Source organism: Sorangium sp. So ce363, from assembly GCF_051520435.1.
Taxonomy (GTDB): Bacteria; Myxococcota_A; Polyangia; order Polyangiales; family Polyangiaceae; genus Sorangium; species Sorangium cellulosum_B.
On record NZ_CP150333.1, the window covers coordinates 1,958,041 to 1,972,654 of the forward strand.

The following is a 14,614-nucleotide window of genomic DNA, read 5'->3' on the forward strand; positions in this document are numbered from 1 at the left end:
GCAGTCCCCATGACGCCCTCAGATCGTCCTCACGTGCCGTCGAGCCTCTCACGCAGTGAGCCGATGCCAGCCGGCGAAGCACTGCGCAGGCTGCGCGACGGTAACCGCCGCTTCGCCCAGAACGTGCGGAGCGTCGACACCATGCTCAGCCAGGCCGCACGCAACGCGCTGGTCGCAGCCCAGGCGCCGATCGCGATCGTCCTGTCGTGCTCGGACGCGCGCGTCCCGGCCGAGCTCGTGTTCGATCAGGGGCTCGGGGACCTGTTCGTGGTGCGCGTTGCCGGTAACGTCGTCGCCCCGACGCTGGTCGGCAGCGTCGAGTATGCGGTCGCTGCGTTCGGCACGGCGCTGGTGATCGTCATGGGGCACACGCACTGCGGCGCGCTCGCCGCGACGCTGGACTGGATGACGGAGCGCGGCGCCCCGCCCTCCGGGGCTGTCCACGAGATCCTCGCGCGGATCAGGCCGGCGGTCGAGGAGGCAAGGCAGCCCGGCCTCGACCGCGCGGCGATCCTCGCCGCGGCCACGCGCGCCAACGTGCGCGCCTCGGTTCGGGAGCTCAGCCAGAGCGGGCAGCTGGCCGAGATGGTCGCGCGCGGCGCCGCCGTCGTCATCGGCGCCGAGTACTCGCTCGCGACGGGCGCCGTGGACTTCTTCGACGACGTCCCGACATGAGCGCCCGGCGCGTCCTGCCCGGCTCGGACTTCTGGTACGAGGCGTTCGCGCTGCAGGGCGCCGTCGCAGCGCGGCTCTTGCCGCGGATGCTCGTCTTCGCGCTGGCGGCCGTCGCCTCCGTGCTGGTGCACCAGCGGGCACCTTCCGTCGCCCTTCGGCCGGAGCCGATCGAAGCATCGACCGTGGTGCTCGGCCTGCTGCTCGTCTTCCGCACCAATGCGGGCTACGCGCGATGGTGGGAGGCCCGCACGCTCTGGGGCAGCATCGTGAACCAGGCGCGCAACCTGACCGTGTCCGCCTTCGCCTACGGGCCGGCCGACGCTGCGTGGCGGCAGGCGATCACCCGGTGGGTGGCCGTCTTCGCGCATGTCACGCGCCGCAGCCTGCGCGCCGAGCGGACGCTGCCTGAGGTCGTGACGCTGGTCGGCGCGCCCGACGCCGCCGCGGTCGCGGGGGCGGAGCACATGCCCAGCTACGCAAGCGCCCGCCTCGCACTGCTGCTGCGCGATGCTCGTGACCAGCACCACATGGACCCCTTCGCGTTCCTGCAGCTGGATCGCGAGCGGGTCAGGCTGCTCGAGCACGCCGGTGGGTGCGAGCGGATCCTCGCGACGCCGATCCCGAGCGTTTACTCGTTCACGACCCGCAGCTTCATCGCCGTCTACCTGCTGGCCCTGCCGCTGGCCCTCGTGTCATCGATCGGCTGGTTCACGCCCATCGCCGCGCTCTTCATCACGTATCCCATCCTGGCGGTCGAGCAGATCGGCGCTGAGCTTCAGATCCCGTTCGCGCTCACGAGCCTGAGCCATCTGCCCCTCGACGAGATCTGCGGTAAGATCGAGCGCAACGTGCTGGCGGCCGCCGTCGAGGTGCCGCTGCCGCCCGGCAGCGCTCCGACGCGTGGGCAGAGCGACACTCCGCCGCGCGAGCTCGTCCGTTGATGCCGGCGCGCCCACGATCCTTTGAGGCCTTCTGCCCTCGACGAGGTGAACGAGCTGGTGCTTTCGTCCTCCGGATCCGCGTCACTCCTCCCGAATCAGCGCCTCGATCGCCTCGAAGACGCGCGGCACGACAGGCAGGCTCGGATCGGTGTACGCGTCGGCCTGCGACGCGTTCGACAGCGTCGCCTCCTTCAGCGTGTGGCTCATTCCCTCGACGATGACGAGCGTCGCGTCCGGCCGCGCGCCGGCGAGCCGCTCCGCGTCCTCGACCTTGGTCTGGAGATCGGTCGTCCCTTGCAGGAGGAGGATCGGCGCCGTCACGGCCGCGAGCTCCACCGCGGGGTCGTGCTTCATCCAGGAGATGATGAAAGGCTGCACGCTCGGCCGAAACAGGCTCATGAACACCTGATTTTGCGGGATGTCCGTGACGAGCTCCCCGGCCTCGAGCTGGTCGAGGATCGCGTTTGCCCTCTCGCGATCCTCGTCCGGGAGGCCTTCGAGCTGATCGCGCAGGACATCGCCGATGGGCCGGCCCGCGCCGGCGATCGAGACGAACCCGTCGATCTCGGTCTCCCGGGCGACCAGCATACCGAGCAGCGAGCCCTCGCTGTGCCCCACCACCGTGATCGTCGCGAAGCGCCCGTCCGCCCGGAGCTTCTTCACCCACAGGCCGGCGTCGTCGGCGCCCATCTCGAAGAGCAGCTCCTGCTCCGTCCGGGGGGCCGCGGAGACGCTCGCGCCGATGCCGGCCTTGTCGTAGCGAATCGACGCGACGCCCCTGTCCCGGAGTCCTTCCGCGAGGAGCTTGTACGTGTCCGGCTCGATGCCCGCGGCGACCTGATTGCCGTCCCGGTCGGTCGACCCCGACCCGGGGATGATCACGACGGCAGGGAACGGCCCGCACCCGGCCGGCACCACCAGCCTGCCAACCAGCGTGCCTCGCGCGTTCTCGACCGTGGTCCTGGCGCTGGACGCCGCCGGACACCCCGGCGCGTCCGGCGTTGTCGGCGTCTCCGTGTCAGGAACGTCCGTGTCGTCAGGGAGCGCGCCGCTCTCGCCAGCGGACGACGCGCGCTCTCCGGCGCCGCAGCCCGCGCAGAGGGGCGACGACGCGAGCGCGGCGGCACACGAGACGGCGAGCGCGGCGCGGCGCGCCGGGACCACGAGAACCGATCGCAATGACATGACGAGCCCTCCGAGGATGAGAGAGAGGTGCAGCGCCGCCCGGGGCGCACCGGTGCGCCCTCGCGGTCGCGCGAGCACCGCAGAGCGCGCCGCGCGAGCCGGGCGGCGCGCCGGGGAGATCGATGACTCAGCCGAGGTGCGCGAGCGCGACCTTCGAGAGGATCTCCGACAGGAGCACGAGGCCGATGAGCCCCGCGATCAGAGGCGCGCCGCGCAGGCCAGAGGCGTTCCTGAAGCCCCGAACGAGGAGCGTCAAGGACCACACGAGACACACCGTTCCGAGGACGGCGATGACCGCCAGCTCGGGGGTGAACGCGGGCGCGCCCGCCGGCAGCCGCGGGGCGAGCAGGCCGAGCGCGACGGCGGCGAGCGCGAGCGGCGCGCGCGACAGCCCGATCACACCGAGAAAGTCGATGAGCCGCACGCGGCGCCGCAGGAGCCGCGCATACGTCCAGAAGAGCAGGGCGGGCAACGGCCACGCGACGACCTGCTCGAGGAGCGCCGTCCGGTACGGGATGACGGCAGGCGCCGCGTGCAGGTCGAGGAAGCCGTCGAAGCGAACGCCGAGCCTCGTGACGGCGACGCTCAGCGCGGCGACGGCGAGCCCGGCCGCGGCGGCGAGCCCCCCGCCGAAGCGCTCGAATGGATTCAGCGCGAGCCGCCATCCGCGCAGGGGAGGCCGCGGCGACATCGTGGCGAGCAGCCGCTCGCCTTCCGCGGGCTTGATGACGTTGTCGCGCACGAGCGCGCGCACTCTCTCGTCGGGCGTGGTCATCATCATAATCCCACCTTGCGCAGAGCCTCCTCGGCCTCCTTCGCGGAGAGCCTCCCCTTCTCGAGCGCATCCAGGATCTCGTGCCGGCGCCGCGCGACGCCCTGCTCCAGCGCGTCGAGCCGGCCAATGATCTCGTCGAGGCGATTTCGCACCGTCGGGTAGCTGATCTGAAGGACCTGAGCCATCGCCTTCAGGCTGCCTGAAGAGCGCACGAACGCGGTCACGAAGGCGAGATCGTCCGGCGACAGCTGGAGCAGCGCGGGGATCTCGAACTGACCATCCAGGTTGGTTCCGCAGCTCTGGCAGCCGAGCCGCGTCGCGCGCAGCTCCCCATCACAGCTAGGACATCGGACGACAAATCTTGCCACGGGATGAGTGGATTGTCCTCACCGAGGTCAATATTGTCAATGTCGATGTGATGAAAATTGATCCGAAAATCAATTTTGTTTAAGAACCGCCCTCGTCATGTGTTCGGCGCGGCTTCGGCCCGCCCGGGGCGCTGCGGCGCGCGCCGCTCGCGACGGCTCGCGCCGCTCGCGACGGCTCGCGCCGCTCGCGACGGCTCGCGACGGCTCAGCGCCGCTCGCGACGCCGCGCGGACGCGAGCGCCGCGATGAGGCCGAGGCCGGCGAGGGCCATGGGCGCGGGGGCCGCGGGCGAGCCGGCGGCGCGGAAGCTGCAGCCGCCGTCGTCGCCCTCGGCCACCTCCACCTCGTCCGTGCCGCCGGTCCCCGCGCCGGTGGAGCCGGCGCCGGAAGCGGCGGAGGAGGAGCTCGAAGCGCTGGGGCCGGGCGCCACGTCGCCGCCCGCGCCGTCGCTGCCGCCTGTGGCGCCGCCGCCGGCGGTCCCGGTGCTCCCGCTCCCGCCCGAGCCGTCCGCGCCGCCGGAGCCGCCCGCGCCGCCTGCGCCGCCGGAGCCGCCCGCGCCACCGGCGCCGCCTTCCCCGGAGGAGGGCAGCGCGGGGCGGACGTCCTCGAGGGTGTCCCCCTCCACGGCGTCATCGAGGACGATGACGGGGCTGTCCGTGAACTCGGACGGGTTGCGCAGCAGGCCGATCTGCGTGAAGTGCGCGTTGTTGTCGGCGAGCGTCTGCGCCTTTCCGCCGGTGACGACCTGCTTGCCGTCGAACCACACGTCGACGGAGCCCTGGTTCGGGTTCGTCGACCACCGGATGTGCAGCGCGATGCGGTGCCACACGCCGGGCGTCACCGCGCCGTCCGCCTCCCAGTGCACCTTGTTGTCGGGCTTGCGGGTGGCGAAGCTGATGTGCTGTCCAACGACCTCGAACGACATCATCTGGTTGTAGCTATTTTCGGACTCCCAGTATCCGATCTGCGTCGGCGGGTCGGCCGCGAGCGCCTCGGGGAGATAGAAGCTCCAGGCGAAGTAGGTCTGGGCGCCCTCGGCCGTGCGCCCGGCGGCCGGCTTGTGGTTCAGCTCGACGCGCTTGATGCCGTTCGACCACCTCGCGTCGTTGGTGAGCTGGACCCTCCCGGCCCTCGTGCCCTGGAGGACAGGCGACGTCACCACGGAGATGTGCTCGCCGTTCAGGGTCGTGTTCCACTGGTTCAGATTGCCCGTCTCGAAGTCTCCGGTCCAGACCGGCGCCGCCGAGGCGCCCGCGGTGAGCGTCGTCGCCAGCGCGGCTGCGGCCAGGGTGGAGAGCGAGCGGCGAGGTCGCCGCGCGAGGAGCGCTCGGGAGGGGGCGAGCAGGGATCGATGTGCGGTAAGGAGATCGGTAGAAGTCATGGCGGGATTCGACGCGTTTTCCGGCCGGCAGTCAACCGAGAAGCCGCGCGTCGCCGCCGGCGCGGCGCGGCTCCTCGGTCTCTCGAGCGCGTCCTCCAGCGCGTCGCGCGCGCGGCCGTCATCGCTTCAGGCGGAGAGCTCGATCCAGAGCGCCCGAGTCTCGCGCGACCGGAGGTGGATGAGGCGCTCTCCGGTGTTGAGGGCGTTGCCGGGGCAGGTCCAGGGCTCGAGGCAGACGAAGTCCTTGCCCTGCAAGGTCCACACGACCCAGTGGGTGAACTCGGGCGAGCCGCGGACGGCGATGCGCACCCCCGCGGCGCCCTCGATCGAGAGCGCGCTCTCGGTGGAGCCGTGGTCGAGCAGGTGGAGGTCGACCTCGGGCCGGGTCAGGTCGAAGCCGGAGAACGGCGCTTCCCGCTTCGTTGTGTTGTCGAACGCGCGCGTCGCCCGCGTCTCGATCGAGGCGCGGGCCTTGTCCGCCTGGGAGACGGCGAAGTAGGGGTGAAACCCGGCCCCGAACGGCATCGGCGGCGCGCCGTCGCCGGTCTCGTTGGTGATGCGCAGATCGATGCGGAGCGCCCTGCCGCGCAGCGTGTAGGTGAACTCGGCGCGGAAATCCCAGGGGTACTGCGCGCGCGTCGCCTCGCTCGACCGGAGGACGAGGCGGGCGTACGCGCCGCCCGACTCGAGGGTGCCATGGTCGTCGAGCGACCACGGCAGGGTGCGGGCGAAGCCGTGCTGGCGCATCTGGCCCGCCGCGCCGGCGGCGGACCAGGCGTCGCCGGCGAGCTTGCCGGGCGAGGGGAAGAGCACCGGGTTGCCGCCGCGCACGTTGGCGGTGCGATCGTCGAACGTGCCGCGATCGAGGTAGAGCAGCGCGCGGCCGCCGACGGTCAGCTCGGTCAGGATGCCGCCGCGGGCCGGGGCCAGCACCGCGCGGCTCGCGGCGTCGCTGTCGGCGAGCTCGATGGTGGGAATCGCGCCTTCGACTTCCTTCACGCTGAACATGACTCCTCCGGTCTCTTCAGTTGCTTTGCAGCCACGCGAGCAGCCCGACGATCAGCGCGAGCGCCGCGATGGGCAGCGCGATCCACCCGAGGACCGTCGCCCAGCCGCGGCGGAGGGAGCGGCCGCCGCGATCCTCGCACGCGAGGCAGATCGCCCAGACGCGCGCGCCGCCCTCCGTGAGCACGCAGCAGTCGCCGCACACGGGCGCGCCGCAGCGCGCGCACGGCCCCGCCGCCTCGGCGCCGCAGCGCGTGCAGCGCGCGACGGCCCCGCCGCCGCCGTCGTGGAAGATCAGGCCGCCGGACATGGGGCTGCGCCCTCCGGCGGCGGAGACGAGCGCGTCGATGACCGCGGGCGCGCGCGAACGGGGGGCTCCTCGTGGACGGGCACGGACGTCTTCTCCGCCGCGATTCTGCAAGCTTTGTGGGCTCGAGACAACGCTGGAGACCGCAGGGCGGGCCGGGCCCTCGTCACGATCCCGGCACGGCGGCGCGTCGTCCCGCGTAAACCGAGCGAGGAGCGAGCCGCGTAAACCGAGCGAGGAGCGAGCCGCGTAAACCGAGCGAGGAGCGAGCCGCGCAAGCCGAGCGCGCCCCTCTGCTGCGGCCCGCCGCGCGCGAGCGCGCTGTCCGCCTTCACGGCTGCGGCCTCCCAGGAACCTGGTAAGATTGCGCCGAGGAAGCCCATGCCGTACGCCAGCGAGACCTCGCTCGTCCCGATCCCGCCGCCCGGAGAGGACGAACTCCCCCACGACGACGGTGAGCCCATGGAGAGCGATCGCCACCGCAAACAAATGCTGCTGCTGATCGAGTCGCTGGACCTCTTCTGGAAGGATCGCGACGACGTTTACGTCAGCGGCAACATGGCGATCTATTTCAGCGAGCTCCAGACCATGAAGAACGACTTCCGCGGGCCGGACGTCTTCGTGGTGCTCGACACGGTACGCCGAGACAGGAAGTCCTGGGTCGTGTGGCAAGAGAACGGCAGGACGCCGGATGTGGTGATCGAGCTCCTCTCGGAGAGCACGGAGTCGATCGACCGCGGCGAGAAGATGCGCATCTATGCGAAGGTGCTGCGCGTGCCGGAGTACTTTCTGTTCGATCCGATGAAGAACACCCTGGAAGGATATCTGCTCGACATGGCCTCTCGTGCCTACGAGCCGATGGCCTTGAACGCGGAGGGCGAGCTGGCAAGCCAGCAGCTCGGCCTGCGCCTCGGTGTGCGGGATGGCTTGTACCTGGGCAGCAAAGGGAGATGGCTCCGCTGGCTCGACGCCGAGGGACGCGTGCTTCCGACGGCGGAGGAGCAGGCCCGAGCGGCGGAGGAGCAGGTCCGAGCGGCGGAGGAGCAGGTCCGAGCGGCGGAGGAGCGGTCCCAGGCGCTCGCGGAGAAGCTTGCAGCTTACGAGAAGCGCTTCGGACCGCTCACGTGAGGTCCACTCACGCGAGGTCGGTCCGATCGGGCGGCTTCGGGGCTCACGCGGGGCCTCGCTCAGGGCAGGCCGCGGCAGCCCTCCTCAGCGCAGGCCGGGGAGGGGCAGGGCCGGGAGCGAGTTGCCGATCGCCGTGACGAGCTGCTCGTGCGTGATCGTCCCCGCGAGGCGGAACGGCACATCCACGTTGAGCGTCTCTCCGCCGATCGCGACGGTGCCGCTCACCTGGTACGGGATACCGCGGCTCTGCGCCGCCAGCGCCGCGATGCTCGTGAGGTCCTGCCACTTCACCGAGATCGGCGCCTCGATCCGGGTCCACTTCTTCGCGGGCAGCTCGAGCGGCGTGAGCGCGGTGACCGTGCCGACGTCGTACTTGCCGTCGAGCAGCACGCTCGCCTTCATCGAGCGCGTCGAGAGATCGATGCTGTTCGGGTTGTACGCCTGAATCTGGACCCGCAGATCGATGCCCTGGACGGTGACGGCGGTCACCGTCGCGAGCTCGGGCTTGAGCGTCGGCGGCTCGGGGCGCGAGCACGCGACCAGGGTGACGGCGGCGGCGAGGAGAGGCGATCGCACGGCGGGAGATGTGGCGCGGATCTCCATGGAGCTCAACGGAAATCGGGCGCGCCACCGGGCCTCGTCCGCGTCCCGCCGATCGCTCGACAGCCCCCGCGCTCGCGCCTGCGCTTCCGCCCCCGCGGGAACCCTGTCGATCTGCTATGCCCGGCGCATGGGCATCCTCCCGCTCGCCGAACGCCTCGCCAAGAAGGCGCTGAACAGGTCCGGGGTGCAGAGCCGCTGGGTCGACACGTCGGTCTGCAGGCTGCACCTCTACGATGCTCCGGGCACGGGGCCGCTCCCGACGGTGGTCCTGCTCCACGGCATCGGCTCCTCGGCGCTCCCGTACGCGCCGGTGCTGCAGCGACTCCGGCGGCGCGCCCGCCGCGTCATCGCCGCGGAGTCGCCGGGGCACGGGTGGAGCGCGGCGCCGGCGTCGTCGTTCACGCCGGAGTGCCTCGCCGCCGCCATGCACGAGCTGCTCGACCGCGAGCTCGACGAGCCGGCGATCGTCGTCGGCAACTCCCTCGGCGGCGCGGTCGCGGTGAGCTACGCGCTGAGCTCGCCGGACCGCGTGCGCGCGCTGGTGCTCGCGTCGCCGGCCGGCGCCGGCATGGAGCAGGCCGAGCTCGCCGAGCTGCTCGCGGCGTTCAACCTGCGGTCGCGGGCCGACGCCCACGCGTTCTTCGCGCGCCTCTACCACCGCGTCCCGTGGTTCACCCCGCTCATCGCCGGCGACGTCGTGCGGACGTTCTCGCGCGAGACCATCCTCTCCTTCAGGCGCTCGGCCCGGTGCGACCACGCGTTCACGCCCGAGCAGCTGGGCGCGCTCTCGATGCCGATCCTGCTGATCTGGGGCCGCTCGGACCGCCTGATGCCGAGCGCCAACCTCGAGTACTACCGGCGGCACCTCCCTCCGCACGCGGAGATCGAGGAGCCCGAGGGCATCGGGCACTGCCCGCAGGTCGACGACCCGCGCCGCTTCGCCGAGCGGATCGCCGCGTTCGCGTGGGCGGCGCGCTCGACGGCGTCGCCGGGCGCGGCGCCGTCGCCCTCGAGCGCGGCGCCGTCGCCCTCGAGCGCGGCGCCGGCGGCGTAGGGGGCGGCGCCGGCGCCGGGAGAGGCGCCGGCGTCAGGCGTCCTCGGGGAGCGCGCCATGCCGCTTGAGCAGGGCGCGGGTCAGGCTGCGGCGCAGCGGCATGATGCGCTCGCCGTCGCTGCCTGCGCCGAGGAGCACGGTCGCGAAGAAGTAGGTGTCTGCCCCGCGCTCGACGTAGCCGACCAGCCAGCCGGTGCTCGATCGCTCGTCCATCTCCATCCCCGTCTTGCCGCGCAGCGTGTAGGCCGGCGTCTGCTCCAGCACGAGGATCCGCTTCACGATGTCCATGCTCCGCGCGGAGCAGGGCAGCGCGCCGGCGCGGAGCCGCCGCAGGAAATCGATCTGCTCGTGCGGGGAGATGCGGAGCCCCCCGGTCAGCCAGAACTGGTCGATGCCCCCCGAGATGTCGCGGTTGCCGTAGCCGAGCCCGTCGAGGTGCGCCTGCATGCGCTCGGGCCCGATCCGGCGCGCGACCTCCTGGTAGAACCAGACGACCGAGTGCTTCATCGCCGACGCGAGATCGTGATCGCGGTTCCAGTCGGGCACGCGGCGCTGCACCCCGTCCCACCGCAGCGTGAAGCGCTCGTCCGGGATGACCCCGGTCTCCAGGCCGATGATCGTGTTCGGGATCTTGAAGGTCGAGGCGGGCACGTACCGCGCCGCCGCGCGGTCGGGGTTCACGACGCGGGTGACGCCTCGCGCGGCGTCGAACAGGACGAACGCGCCGTCCACGCCCTCCGCGCGGAGGAGCGCCGCCCCGCCCTCGTCGATCTCGGTCCGCGCCGCGGCCGGCGCGCTCGCGCCCGGCGCCGCGGCCGGCGGGGCCGCCCCGCCGCTCGCCGCCGGGGGAGCTAACGGCGGCGGCGGCGCCGTGGCGCAGGCGCTCGCTGTCGTGACGATCGCGAGGAGCGCGCAGGAGAGCAAGGGACGCGCCGAGGCTAGGGCGCGGCGCGAGAGGCACCCGGGGAGCGGAGAAAGCATGGCGCCCTCAACGCGGCCGGGGGCCGCGCGCATTCCCGAGCCATCGCCGCGGTCGTCACCGCCGTCGCCCCGCTCATTCCCGCGCCGCCGCCGCGGTCGTCGCTGCCATCGCCGCCGCGGTCGCCGCGGTCGCCGCCGTCGCCGTCCGCTCGCCCTCCGAGAAGTCGACGTCGATCCCGATGATCTTCATGAGCCGCAGCGCGTTCGCGCTCGTCACCACGCCGGGCTTCAGCTTGTAGTCGAAGGTCATCCTGTCCTCGACCACGAGCTCCTCGAAGTGCATGTTGCGCACCCGTCCCGCGGTCTCCTGCTCCAGCACGGCGAGCCCCATGTCGTGCGACGAGACCGCGCCGATGGCCCCCCGCGCGACGAGGTGCCGCACGACCGCCCTCGCCCCGATCTGGCGCTCCCGCGCGTTCGTGCCGTGGAGGATCTCGTCGAGCAGGAACAGCACCCGCTCGCCGCCGTTCGCGCCGTCGACGACGCGCTTCAGGCGGGTCAGCTCGGCGTAGAAGTGCGAGACGCCGTGCTCGAGCGAGTCCTTGATCCGCATGCTCGTCCGCACGCGGACCGGCGAGAGCGACAGCGACGACGCGCAGACCGGCGCGCCCGCGAGGGCGAGGGCGGCGTTCACCCCGACGGCGCGCAGCAGCGTGCTCTTGCCCGACATGTTGGACCCCGTCACGAGCAGCGCGGCGCCCGCGCCCTCCAGCGAGACGTCGTTCGTCACCCGCCGGTCGCGCGGGAGGAGCGGGTGGCCGAGCCCCGCCGCCGTGAAGCGCGGCTCGCCGTCCTTCACGTCGGGGTACGCGTAGTCGGGGTTCTCGTGCGCGAACGTCGCGAGGCTCGCGAGCGCCTCCATGTGCCCGAGCGTCCGCATCCACGCCTTCACGTGCCGGCCCGCGCGCAGCTTCCACCGCTCCAGCGCGAGCGCGCACCACACGTCCCAGAGCAGGAAGAGGTTGGCGACGATGTGGACGAGCCCGCTGTGGCGCAGGTCCGAGTAGCCGACCCGGCTCTCGAGCGCCGTCATCTCCCGCGAGGCGAGCACGCCCGAGGGCCCCGCGAGCTCGGCCTTGAGCTCGCGGAGCAGCGCCGACGAGAACGCCTGCTCCTCGACGCGGGCGAGGATCGGCCGGTACCGGGCGAACGGCGCCTCGCGCGACGAGGCCGCGGCGACGATCGGCTCGACAGCGGGCCGCAGCAGGACCAGCACGAGGATCTGGGCGGCCAGCGGCAGGAGGTAGGCGTGGCGGAGCAGCCCGAGCTGCTCCGCGGGGATGAACCGCGGCGCCGCGAGCAGCGCCAGCGTCAGCGGCACGAGCACCTTCGCCGCGGTCAGGAGCGCGCTCACCGGCAGGCCGCCGGCGCGGGCCTCCGGGCCGAGCAGCGCCGGGGGCGCCTCGGCCCACGCGATGAGCGGGCCGGCCTCGCGCCCGCGCGCCCCCGCCTGCATGCCCACCACCGCGAGATCCTCCCGGAACGCCCCGAGGCCGGCGAGCTCGCGCACCGCCTCCTGCCGCGCCGCCACGGCGGTCGCCGGGGCGGGCTCCGCGAGGAAGGCCGCGAGCGTGGCCTCGCCCTCGCCCGTCTGCGCCACGTTGAGCAGCTGGAACAGCGACGCCTGCCCGAACACGTCGAGATCGCCCGCGTAATCGTGGTCCGGCGCGGCGAACCGGTCGCCACGCTCCGGGAAATCGGCGAAATCGCCGGCGACCCGCCGCTTGCCGCGCACGTAGAGGCCGATGCGCTGCTCGAGCTCCGTCATCCGGGTGACGAGGCGCGCGTGCGCGACGAGCAACCCGAGGAACACCGCGGTCACCGCCCCGGCGGCGTACGTGACCCACCGCGGCACGTCGCCGAAGAGCGCGTACCCTCCGGCCACGGCCGCCGCCAGGAACGAGACCCCGCGCAGCAGCGAGAACGTCTTCGAGCGGCGATCGAGCGCGCCGGCCTCGGCGCGCAGGACCGAGAGGCGATCATCGTAGGCGGACAGGACGCGCTGCGCGACGGCGTTGGGGGGCGGCTCCACGGGGCCCTCTCCATAGGCCACCGCCGGCCGTGCATCCAGCCGGAGGGGGGTCCTCACACGAAGGACACGAAAGCTTTGAAGCGTCCTGGCTGGCTGCTCGTACAATGCCGCCCATGGACCAGAACCTGCTGGAGCGCCTCAAGGCGTACACCGTCGTCGTCGCGGACACCGGCGACATCAACTCGATCGAGAAATTCCGCCCCCAGGACGCGACGACGAACCCGTCGCTCATCACGGCGGCGGCCCAGATGCCCGAGTACGCCGACATCGTGAGCGGCGCGCTCGCCTGGGGCCAGAAGGAGGCGGGCCGGGGCAAGGAGCCGGGCGACGTCGTGAGCCTCGCGTTCGACCGGCTCGCCGTCGACTTCGGCCTGCGCATCCTGAAGATCATCCCTGGCCGCGTCTCGACCGAGGTCGACGCGCGCCTCTCCTTCGACACCCAGGCGACCATCGAGAAGGGCCGGAGCATCGTGCGCCTCTACGAGGAGGCCGGCGTCTCGCGCAAGCGCGTCCTCATCAAGATCGCCTCGACGTGGGAGGGCATCCGCGCGGCGGAGGTCCTCGAGAAGGAGGGCATCCACTGCAACCTCACGCTGCTCTTCGGGCTGCACCAGGCGATCGCGTGCGCCGAGGCAGGCGTGACGCTCATCTCGCCGTTCGTCGGGCGCATCCTCGACTGGTACCTGAAGGACACCGGCCGCACGAGCTACGCGCCGGCCGAGGACCCCGGCGTCGTCTCGGTCACGAAGATCTACAACTACTACAAGAAGCACGGCTACAAGACCGAGGTGATGGGCGCGAGCTTCCGCAACATCGACGAGATCAAGGAGCTCGCCGGCTGCGACCTCCTGACGATCTCGCCGAAGCTGCTCTCGGAGCTCGCCTCCGCGCGCGGCGACCTGCCGAGGAAGCTCGACCCCGACGCGGCGCGCGCCCTGCAGATCGCGAAGATCCCGATGGATGAGGCGGCGTTCCGCGCGATGCACGCCGCCGACCGGATGGCCAGCGACAAGCTGAGCGAGGGCATCGACGGCTTCGCGAAGGCGCTCGCCTCGCTCGAGGTCCTGCTCCGCGAGCGCCTCCAGCAGGGGGCCGCCTCCTAGCGCTGGCGACGCGCGACGCGCGACCGCGACGCGCGCGCAGCGGAGCTCCGGGGAGCGGGCCCGCGCGCCGCACCTACGCGGCGACCCCGCGCCGCGTAGGTGCGCCTGCGTGCGCCTGCGTTGAGGAACGGAGGCGCGGGAAGAAGGCGGAGGGCCGGCTTGCATGTGAGCCTCCCCGTCCTCTAGGATTCGTCAAACTGGACGAATTTCGGGCAGCATTCGATCGCCCGCGCTGCGCGTGGTCGACTGCGGTTCTCCGGGAGGCTCCTCATGGAGCCGCCCTTTTCGCGATGGCATCGAGGAGGCGACGTTGAAGCTCACGTCACAGGAGTACTGGGAGAACCACTGGAAGGGCTACGTCGGCACCGACGATCTGGGTGGCGGCTGCGAGATCTACGACGACGTCGCTCCGTTCCTGCCGCGCGGGGAGGGGTTGTCGTTCTTCGAGATCGGCTGCGCACCAGGCCGTATCCTTGTCGACTTCTGTGGGCGCCTGGGGTTCACGGCGTACGGCCTGGATTACGCCTGCGACCCGGAGGTCGTCGAGCAGGAGATCCGGAAGCGCGGCATCAAGGTCGGCAAGATCGAGAAGGGGGATTTCTTCAACTGGAAGCCCCAGCAGAAGTTCGATATCGTTGCTTCCTTCGGGTTCATCGAGCACTTCGATGACGCCGGGGCGGTGATGGATCGGCACTTCGAGCTGGTGAAGCCGGGGGGCACCGTGGTCGTGGGCATGCCGAACTTCGCCGGCGGGCAGAAGGCGCTCCACTGGCTGCTCGATCGCAAGAACCTGAAAGGCCACAACACCCGCATCATGAACCTGCCGTTCCTGGAGGCCGCTGCCCGCCGCAACGGCGCCGAGATCGTCCAGGCCCGCTACACGGGCGGCCATTTCGATTTCTGGCTGGACGACGAGGCGCCGCTCCTGGCGCGGCGTGTCGTCTGGAAGGTCGTCCCGCCCCTCAAGGCGATCGCGCGCCGGGTGGTCCCCGGCGAGACGAACCCCTGGTTCTCGCCCTTCCTGTTCGCCATCTACCGTGCGCCCCTGCTGCCCGCAGGGACAGCCGACGCTTGAG

The 14,614-nt window shown here is 71.9% G+C and carries 15 protein-coding genes; 6 read left to right on the forward strand and 9 right to left on the reverse strand.

Annotated features, from left to right (window positions below):
• The first annotated feature begins 9 nt into the window (after window positions 1-9).
• Both WMF12_RS07530 and WMF12_RS07535 read left to right on the forward strand, forming a co-directional pair.
• On the forward strand, window positions 10-675 hold the full coding sequence (locus tag WMF12_RS07530) for a carbonic anhydrase (RefSeq protein WP_437869741.1): 666 nt from the start codon (window positions 10-12) through the stop codon (window positions 673-675).
• Window positions 672-1,616, forward strand: coding sequence for a bestrophin family protein (locus WMF12_RS07535; protein WP_437869742.1), 945 nt, complete (start codon window positions 672-674; stop codon window positions 1,614-1,616). The genes WMF12_RS07530 and WMF12_RS07535 overlap by 4 nt, the downstream gene beginning before the upstream one ends.
• An 81-nt stretch (window positions 1,617-1,697) precedes the next feature.
• Here WMF12_RS07535 and WMF12_RS07540 read toward each other — a convergent pair whose 3' ends face one another.
• From WMF12_RS07540 to WMF12_RS07565, 6 genes are all read right to left on the reverse strand, one after another.
• The gene (locus tag WMF12_RS07540) at window positions 1,698-2,801 is read right to left on the reverse strand and encodes an alpha/beta hydrolase (RefSeq protein ID WP_437869743.1); all 1,104 of its coding nucleotides are present in this window, start codon (window positions 2,799-2,801) and stop codon (window positions 1,698-1,700) included.
• Between the two features lie 127 nt (window positions 2,802-2,928).
• Entirely contained in the window at window positions 2,929-3,576 is a 648-nt protein-coding gene (locus WMF12_RS07545) for a YIP1 family protein (protein ID WP_437744936.1), read from the reverse strand.
• Window positions 3,577-3,578: 2 nt separating this feature from the next.
• Complete coding sequence (locus WMF12_RS07550; RefSeq protein WP_272101125.1) at window positions 3,579-3,944, reverse strand: DUF2089 domain-containing protein; 366 nt, start codon at window positions 3,942-3,944, stop codon at window positions 3,579-3,581.
• A 205-nt stretch (window positions 3,945-4,149) separates the two neighbouring features.
• Window positions 4,150-5,325 carry a polysaccharide lyase gene (locus WMF12_RS07555; protein ID WP_437869744.1) on the reverse strand — a complete coding sequence of 392 codons (1,176 nt, stop codon included), beginning with the start codon at window positions 5,323-5,325 and terminating at the stop codon, window positions 4,150-4,152.
• Between the two features lie 126 nt (window positions 5,326-5,451).
• Window positions 5,452-6,333 (reverse strand): galactose mutarotase, encoded by an 882-nt coding sequence (locus WMF12_RS07560; protein WP_437869745.1) that lies wholly within the window; start codon window positions 6,331-6,333, stop codon window positions 5,452-5,454.
• A 16-nt stretch (window positions 6,334-6,349) separates the two neighbouring features.
• Window positions 6,350-6,640, reverse strand: coding sequence for a hypothetical protein (locus WMF12_RS07565; protein WP_437869746.1), 291 nt, complete (start codon window positions 6,638-6,640; stop codon window positions 6,350-6,352).
• A gap of 378 nt (window positions 6,641-7,018) precedes the next feature.
• Here WMF12_RS07565 and WMF12_RS07570 point away from each other — a divergent pair, with 378 nt between their 5' ends.
• Entirely contained in the window at window positions 7,019-7,765 is a 747-nt protein-coding gene (locus WMF12_RS07570) for a Uma2 family endonuclease (RefSeq protein ID WP_437869747.1), read from the forward strand.
• Between the two features lie 84 nt (window positions 7,766-7,849).
• On the opposite strand, the gene WMF12_RS07575 is transcribed toward WMF12_RS07570, so the two are convergent.
• Complete coding sequence (locus tag WMF12_RS07575; protein ID WP_437744941.1) at window positions 7,850-8,341, reverse strand: LEA type 2 family protein; 492 nt, start codon at window positions 8,339-8,341, stop codon at window positions 7,850-7,852.
• 154 nt (window positions 8,342-8,495) lie between these two features.
• On the opposite strand from WMF12_RS07575, the gene WMF12_RS07580 reads away from it, so the two are divergent.
• A complete protein-coding gene (locus WMF12_RS07580; RefSeq protein ID WP_437869748.1) occupies window positions 8,496-9,422 on the forward strand; it encodes an alpha/beta fold hydrolase in 927 nt (308 codons plus the stop codon).
• A gap of 33 nt (window positions 9,423-9,455) precedes the next feature.
• Here WMF12_RS07580 and blaOXA read toward each other — a convergent pair whose 3' ends face one another.
• Both blaOXA and WMF12_RS07590 read right to left on the reverse strand, forming a co-directional pair.
• The gene (blaOXA, locus tag WMF12_RS07585) at window positions 9,456-10,403 is read right to left on the reverse strand and encodes a class D beta-lactamase (RefSeq protein WP_437869749.1); all 948 of its coding nucleotides are present in this window, start codon (window positions 10,401-10,403) and stop codon (window positions 9,456-9,458) included.
• Between the two features lie 73 nt (window positions 10,404-10,476).
• The gene (locus WMF12_RS07590; protein WP_437869750.1) at window positions 10,477-12,435 is read right to left on the reverse strand and encodes a MutS family DNA mismatch repair protein; all 1,959 of its coding nucleotides are present in this window, start codon (window positions 12,433-12,435) and stop codon (window positions 10,477-10,479) included.
• 113 nt (window positions 12,436-12,548) lie between these two features.
• Between WMF12_RS07590 and WMF12_RS07595 the strand changes: the two genes are divergently transcribed.
• Complete coding sequence (locus WMF12_RS07595) at window positions 12,549-13,538, forward strand: transaldolase (RefSeq protein ID WP_437869751.1); 990 nt, start codon at window positions 12,549-12,551, stop codon at window positions 13,536-13,538.
• A 310-nt stretch (window positions 13,539-13,848) separates the two neighbouring features.
• Entirely contained in the window at window positions 13,849-14,613 is a 765-nt protein-coding gene (locus WMF12_RS07600) for a class I SAM-dependent methyltransferase (RefSeq protein ID WP_437744946.1), read from the forward strand.
• The last annotated feature ends 1 nt before the right edge of the window (window position 14,614 follow it).

Coding starts and splice junctions, on each gene's coding strand:
- WMF12_RS07530 (WP_437869741.1), top strand. CDS start 10: ATGACGCCCTCAGATCGTCCTCACGTGCCGTCGAGCCTCTCACGCAGT.
- WMF12_RS07535 (WP_437869742.1), top strand. CDS start 672: ATGAGCGCCCGGCGCGTCCTGCCCGGCTCGGACTTCTGGTACGAGGCG.
- WMF12_RS07540 (WP_437869743.1), bottom strand. CDS start 2,801: ATGTCATTGCGATCGGTTCTCGTGGTCCCGGCGCGCCGCGCCGCGCTC.
- WMF12_RS07545 (WP_437744936.1), bottom strand. CDS start 3,576: ATGACCACGCCCGACGAGAGAGTGCGCGCGCTCGTGCGCGACAACGTC.
- WMF12_RS07555 (WP_437869744.1), bottom strand. CDS start 5,325: ATGACTTCTACCGATCTCCTTACCGCACATCGATCCCTGCTCGCCCCC.
- WMF12_RS07560 (WP_437869745.1), bottom strand. CDS start 6,333: ATGTTCAGCGTGAAGGAAGTCGAAGGCGCGATTCCCACCATCGAGCTC.
- WMF12_RS07565 (WP_437869746.1), bottom strand. CDS start 6,640: ATGTCCGGCGGCCTGATCTTCCACGACGGCGGCGGCGGGGCCGTCGCG.
- WMF12_RS07570 (WP_437869747.1), top strand. CDS start 7,019: ATGCCGTACGCCAGCGAGACCTCGCTCGTCCCGATCCCGCCGCCCGGA.
- WMF12_RS07580 (WP_437869748.1), top strand. CDS start 8,496: ATGGGCATCCTCCCGCTCGCCGAACGCCTCGCCAAGAAGGCGCTGAAC.
- blaOXA (WP_437869749.1), bottom strand. CDS start 10,403: ATGCTTTCTCCGCTCCCCGGGTGCCTCTCGCGCCGCGCCCTAGCCTCG.
- WMF12_RS07595 (WP_437869751.1), top strand. CDS start 12,549: ATGGACCAGAACCTGCTGGAGCGCCTCAAGGCGTACACCGTCGTCGTC.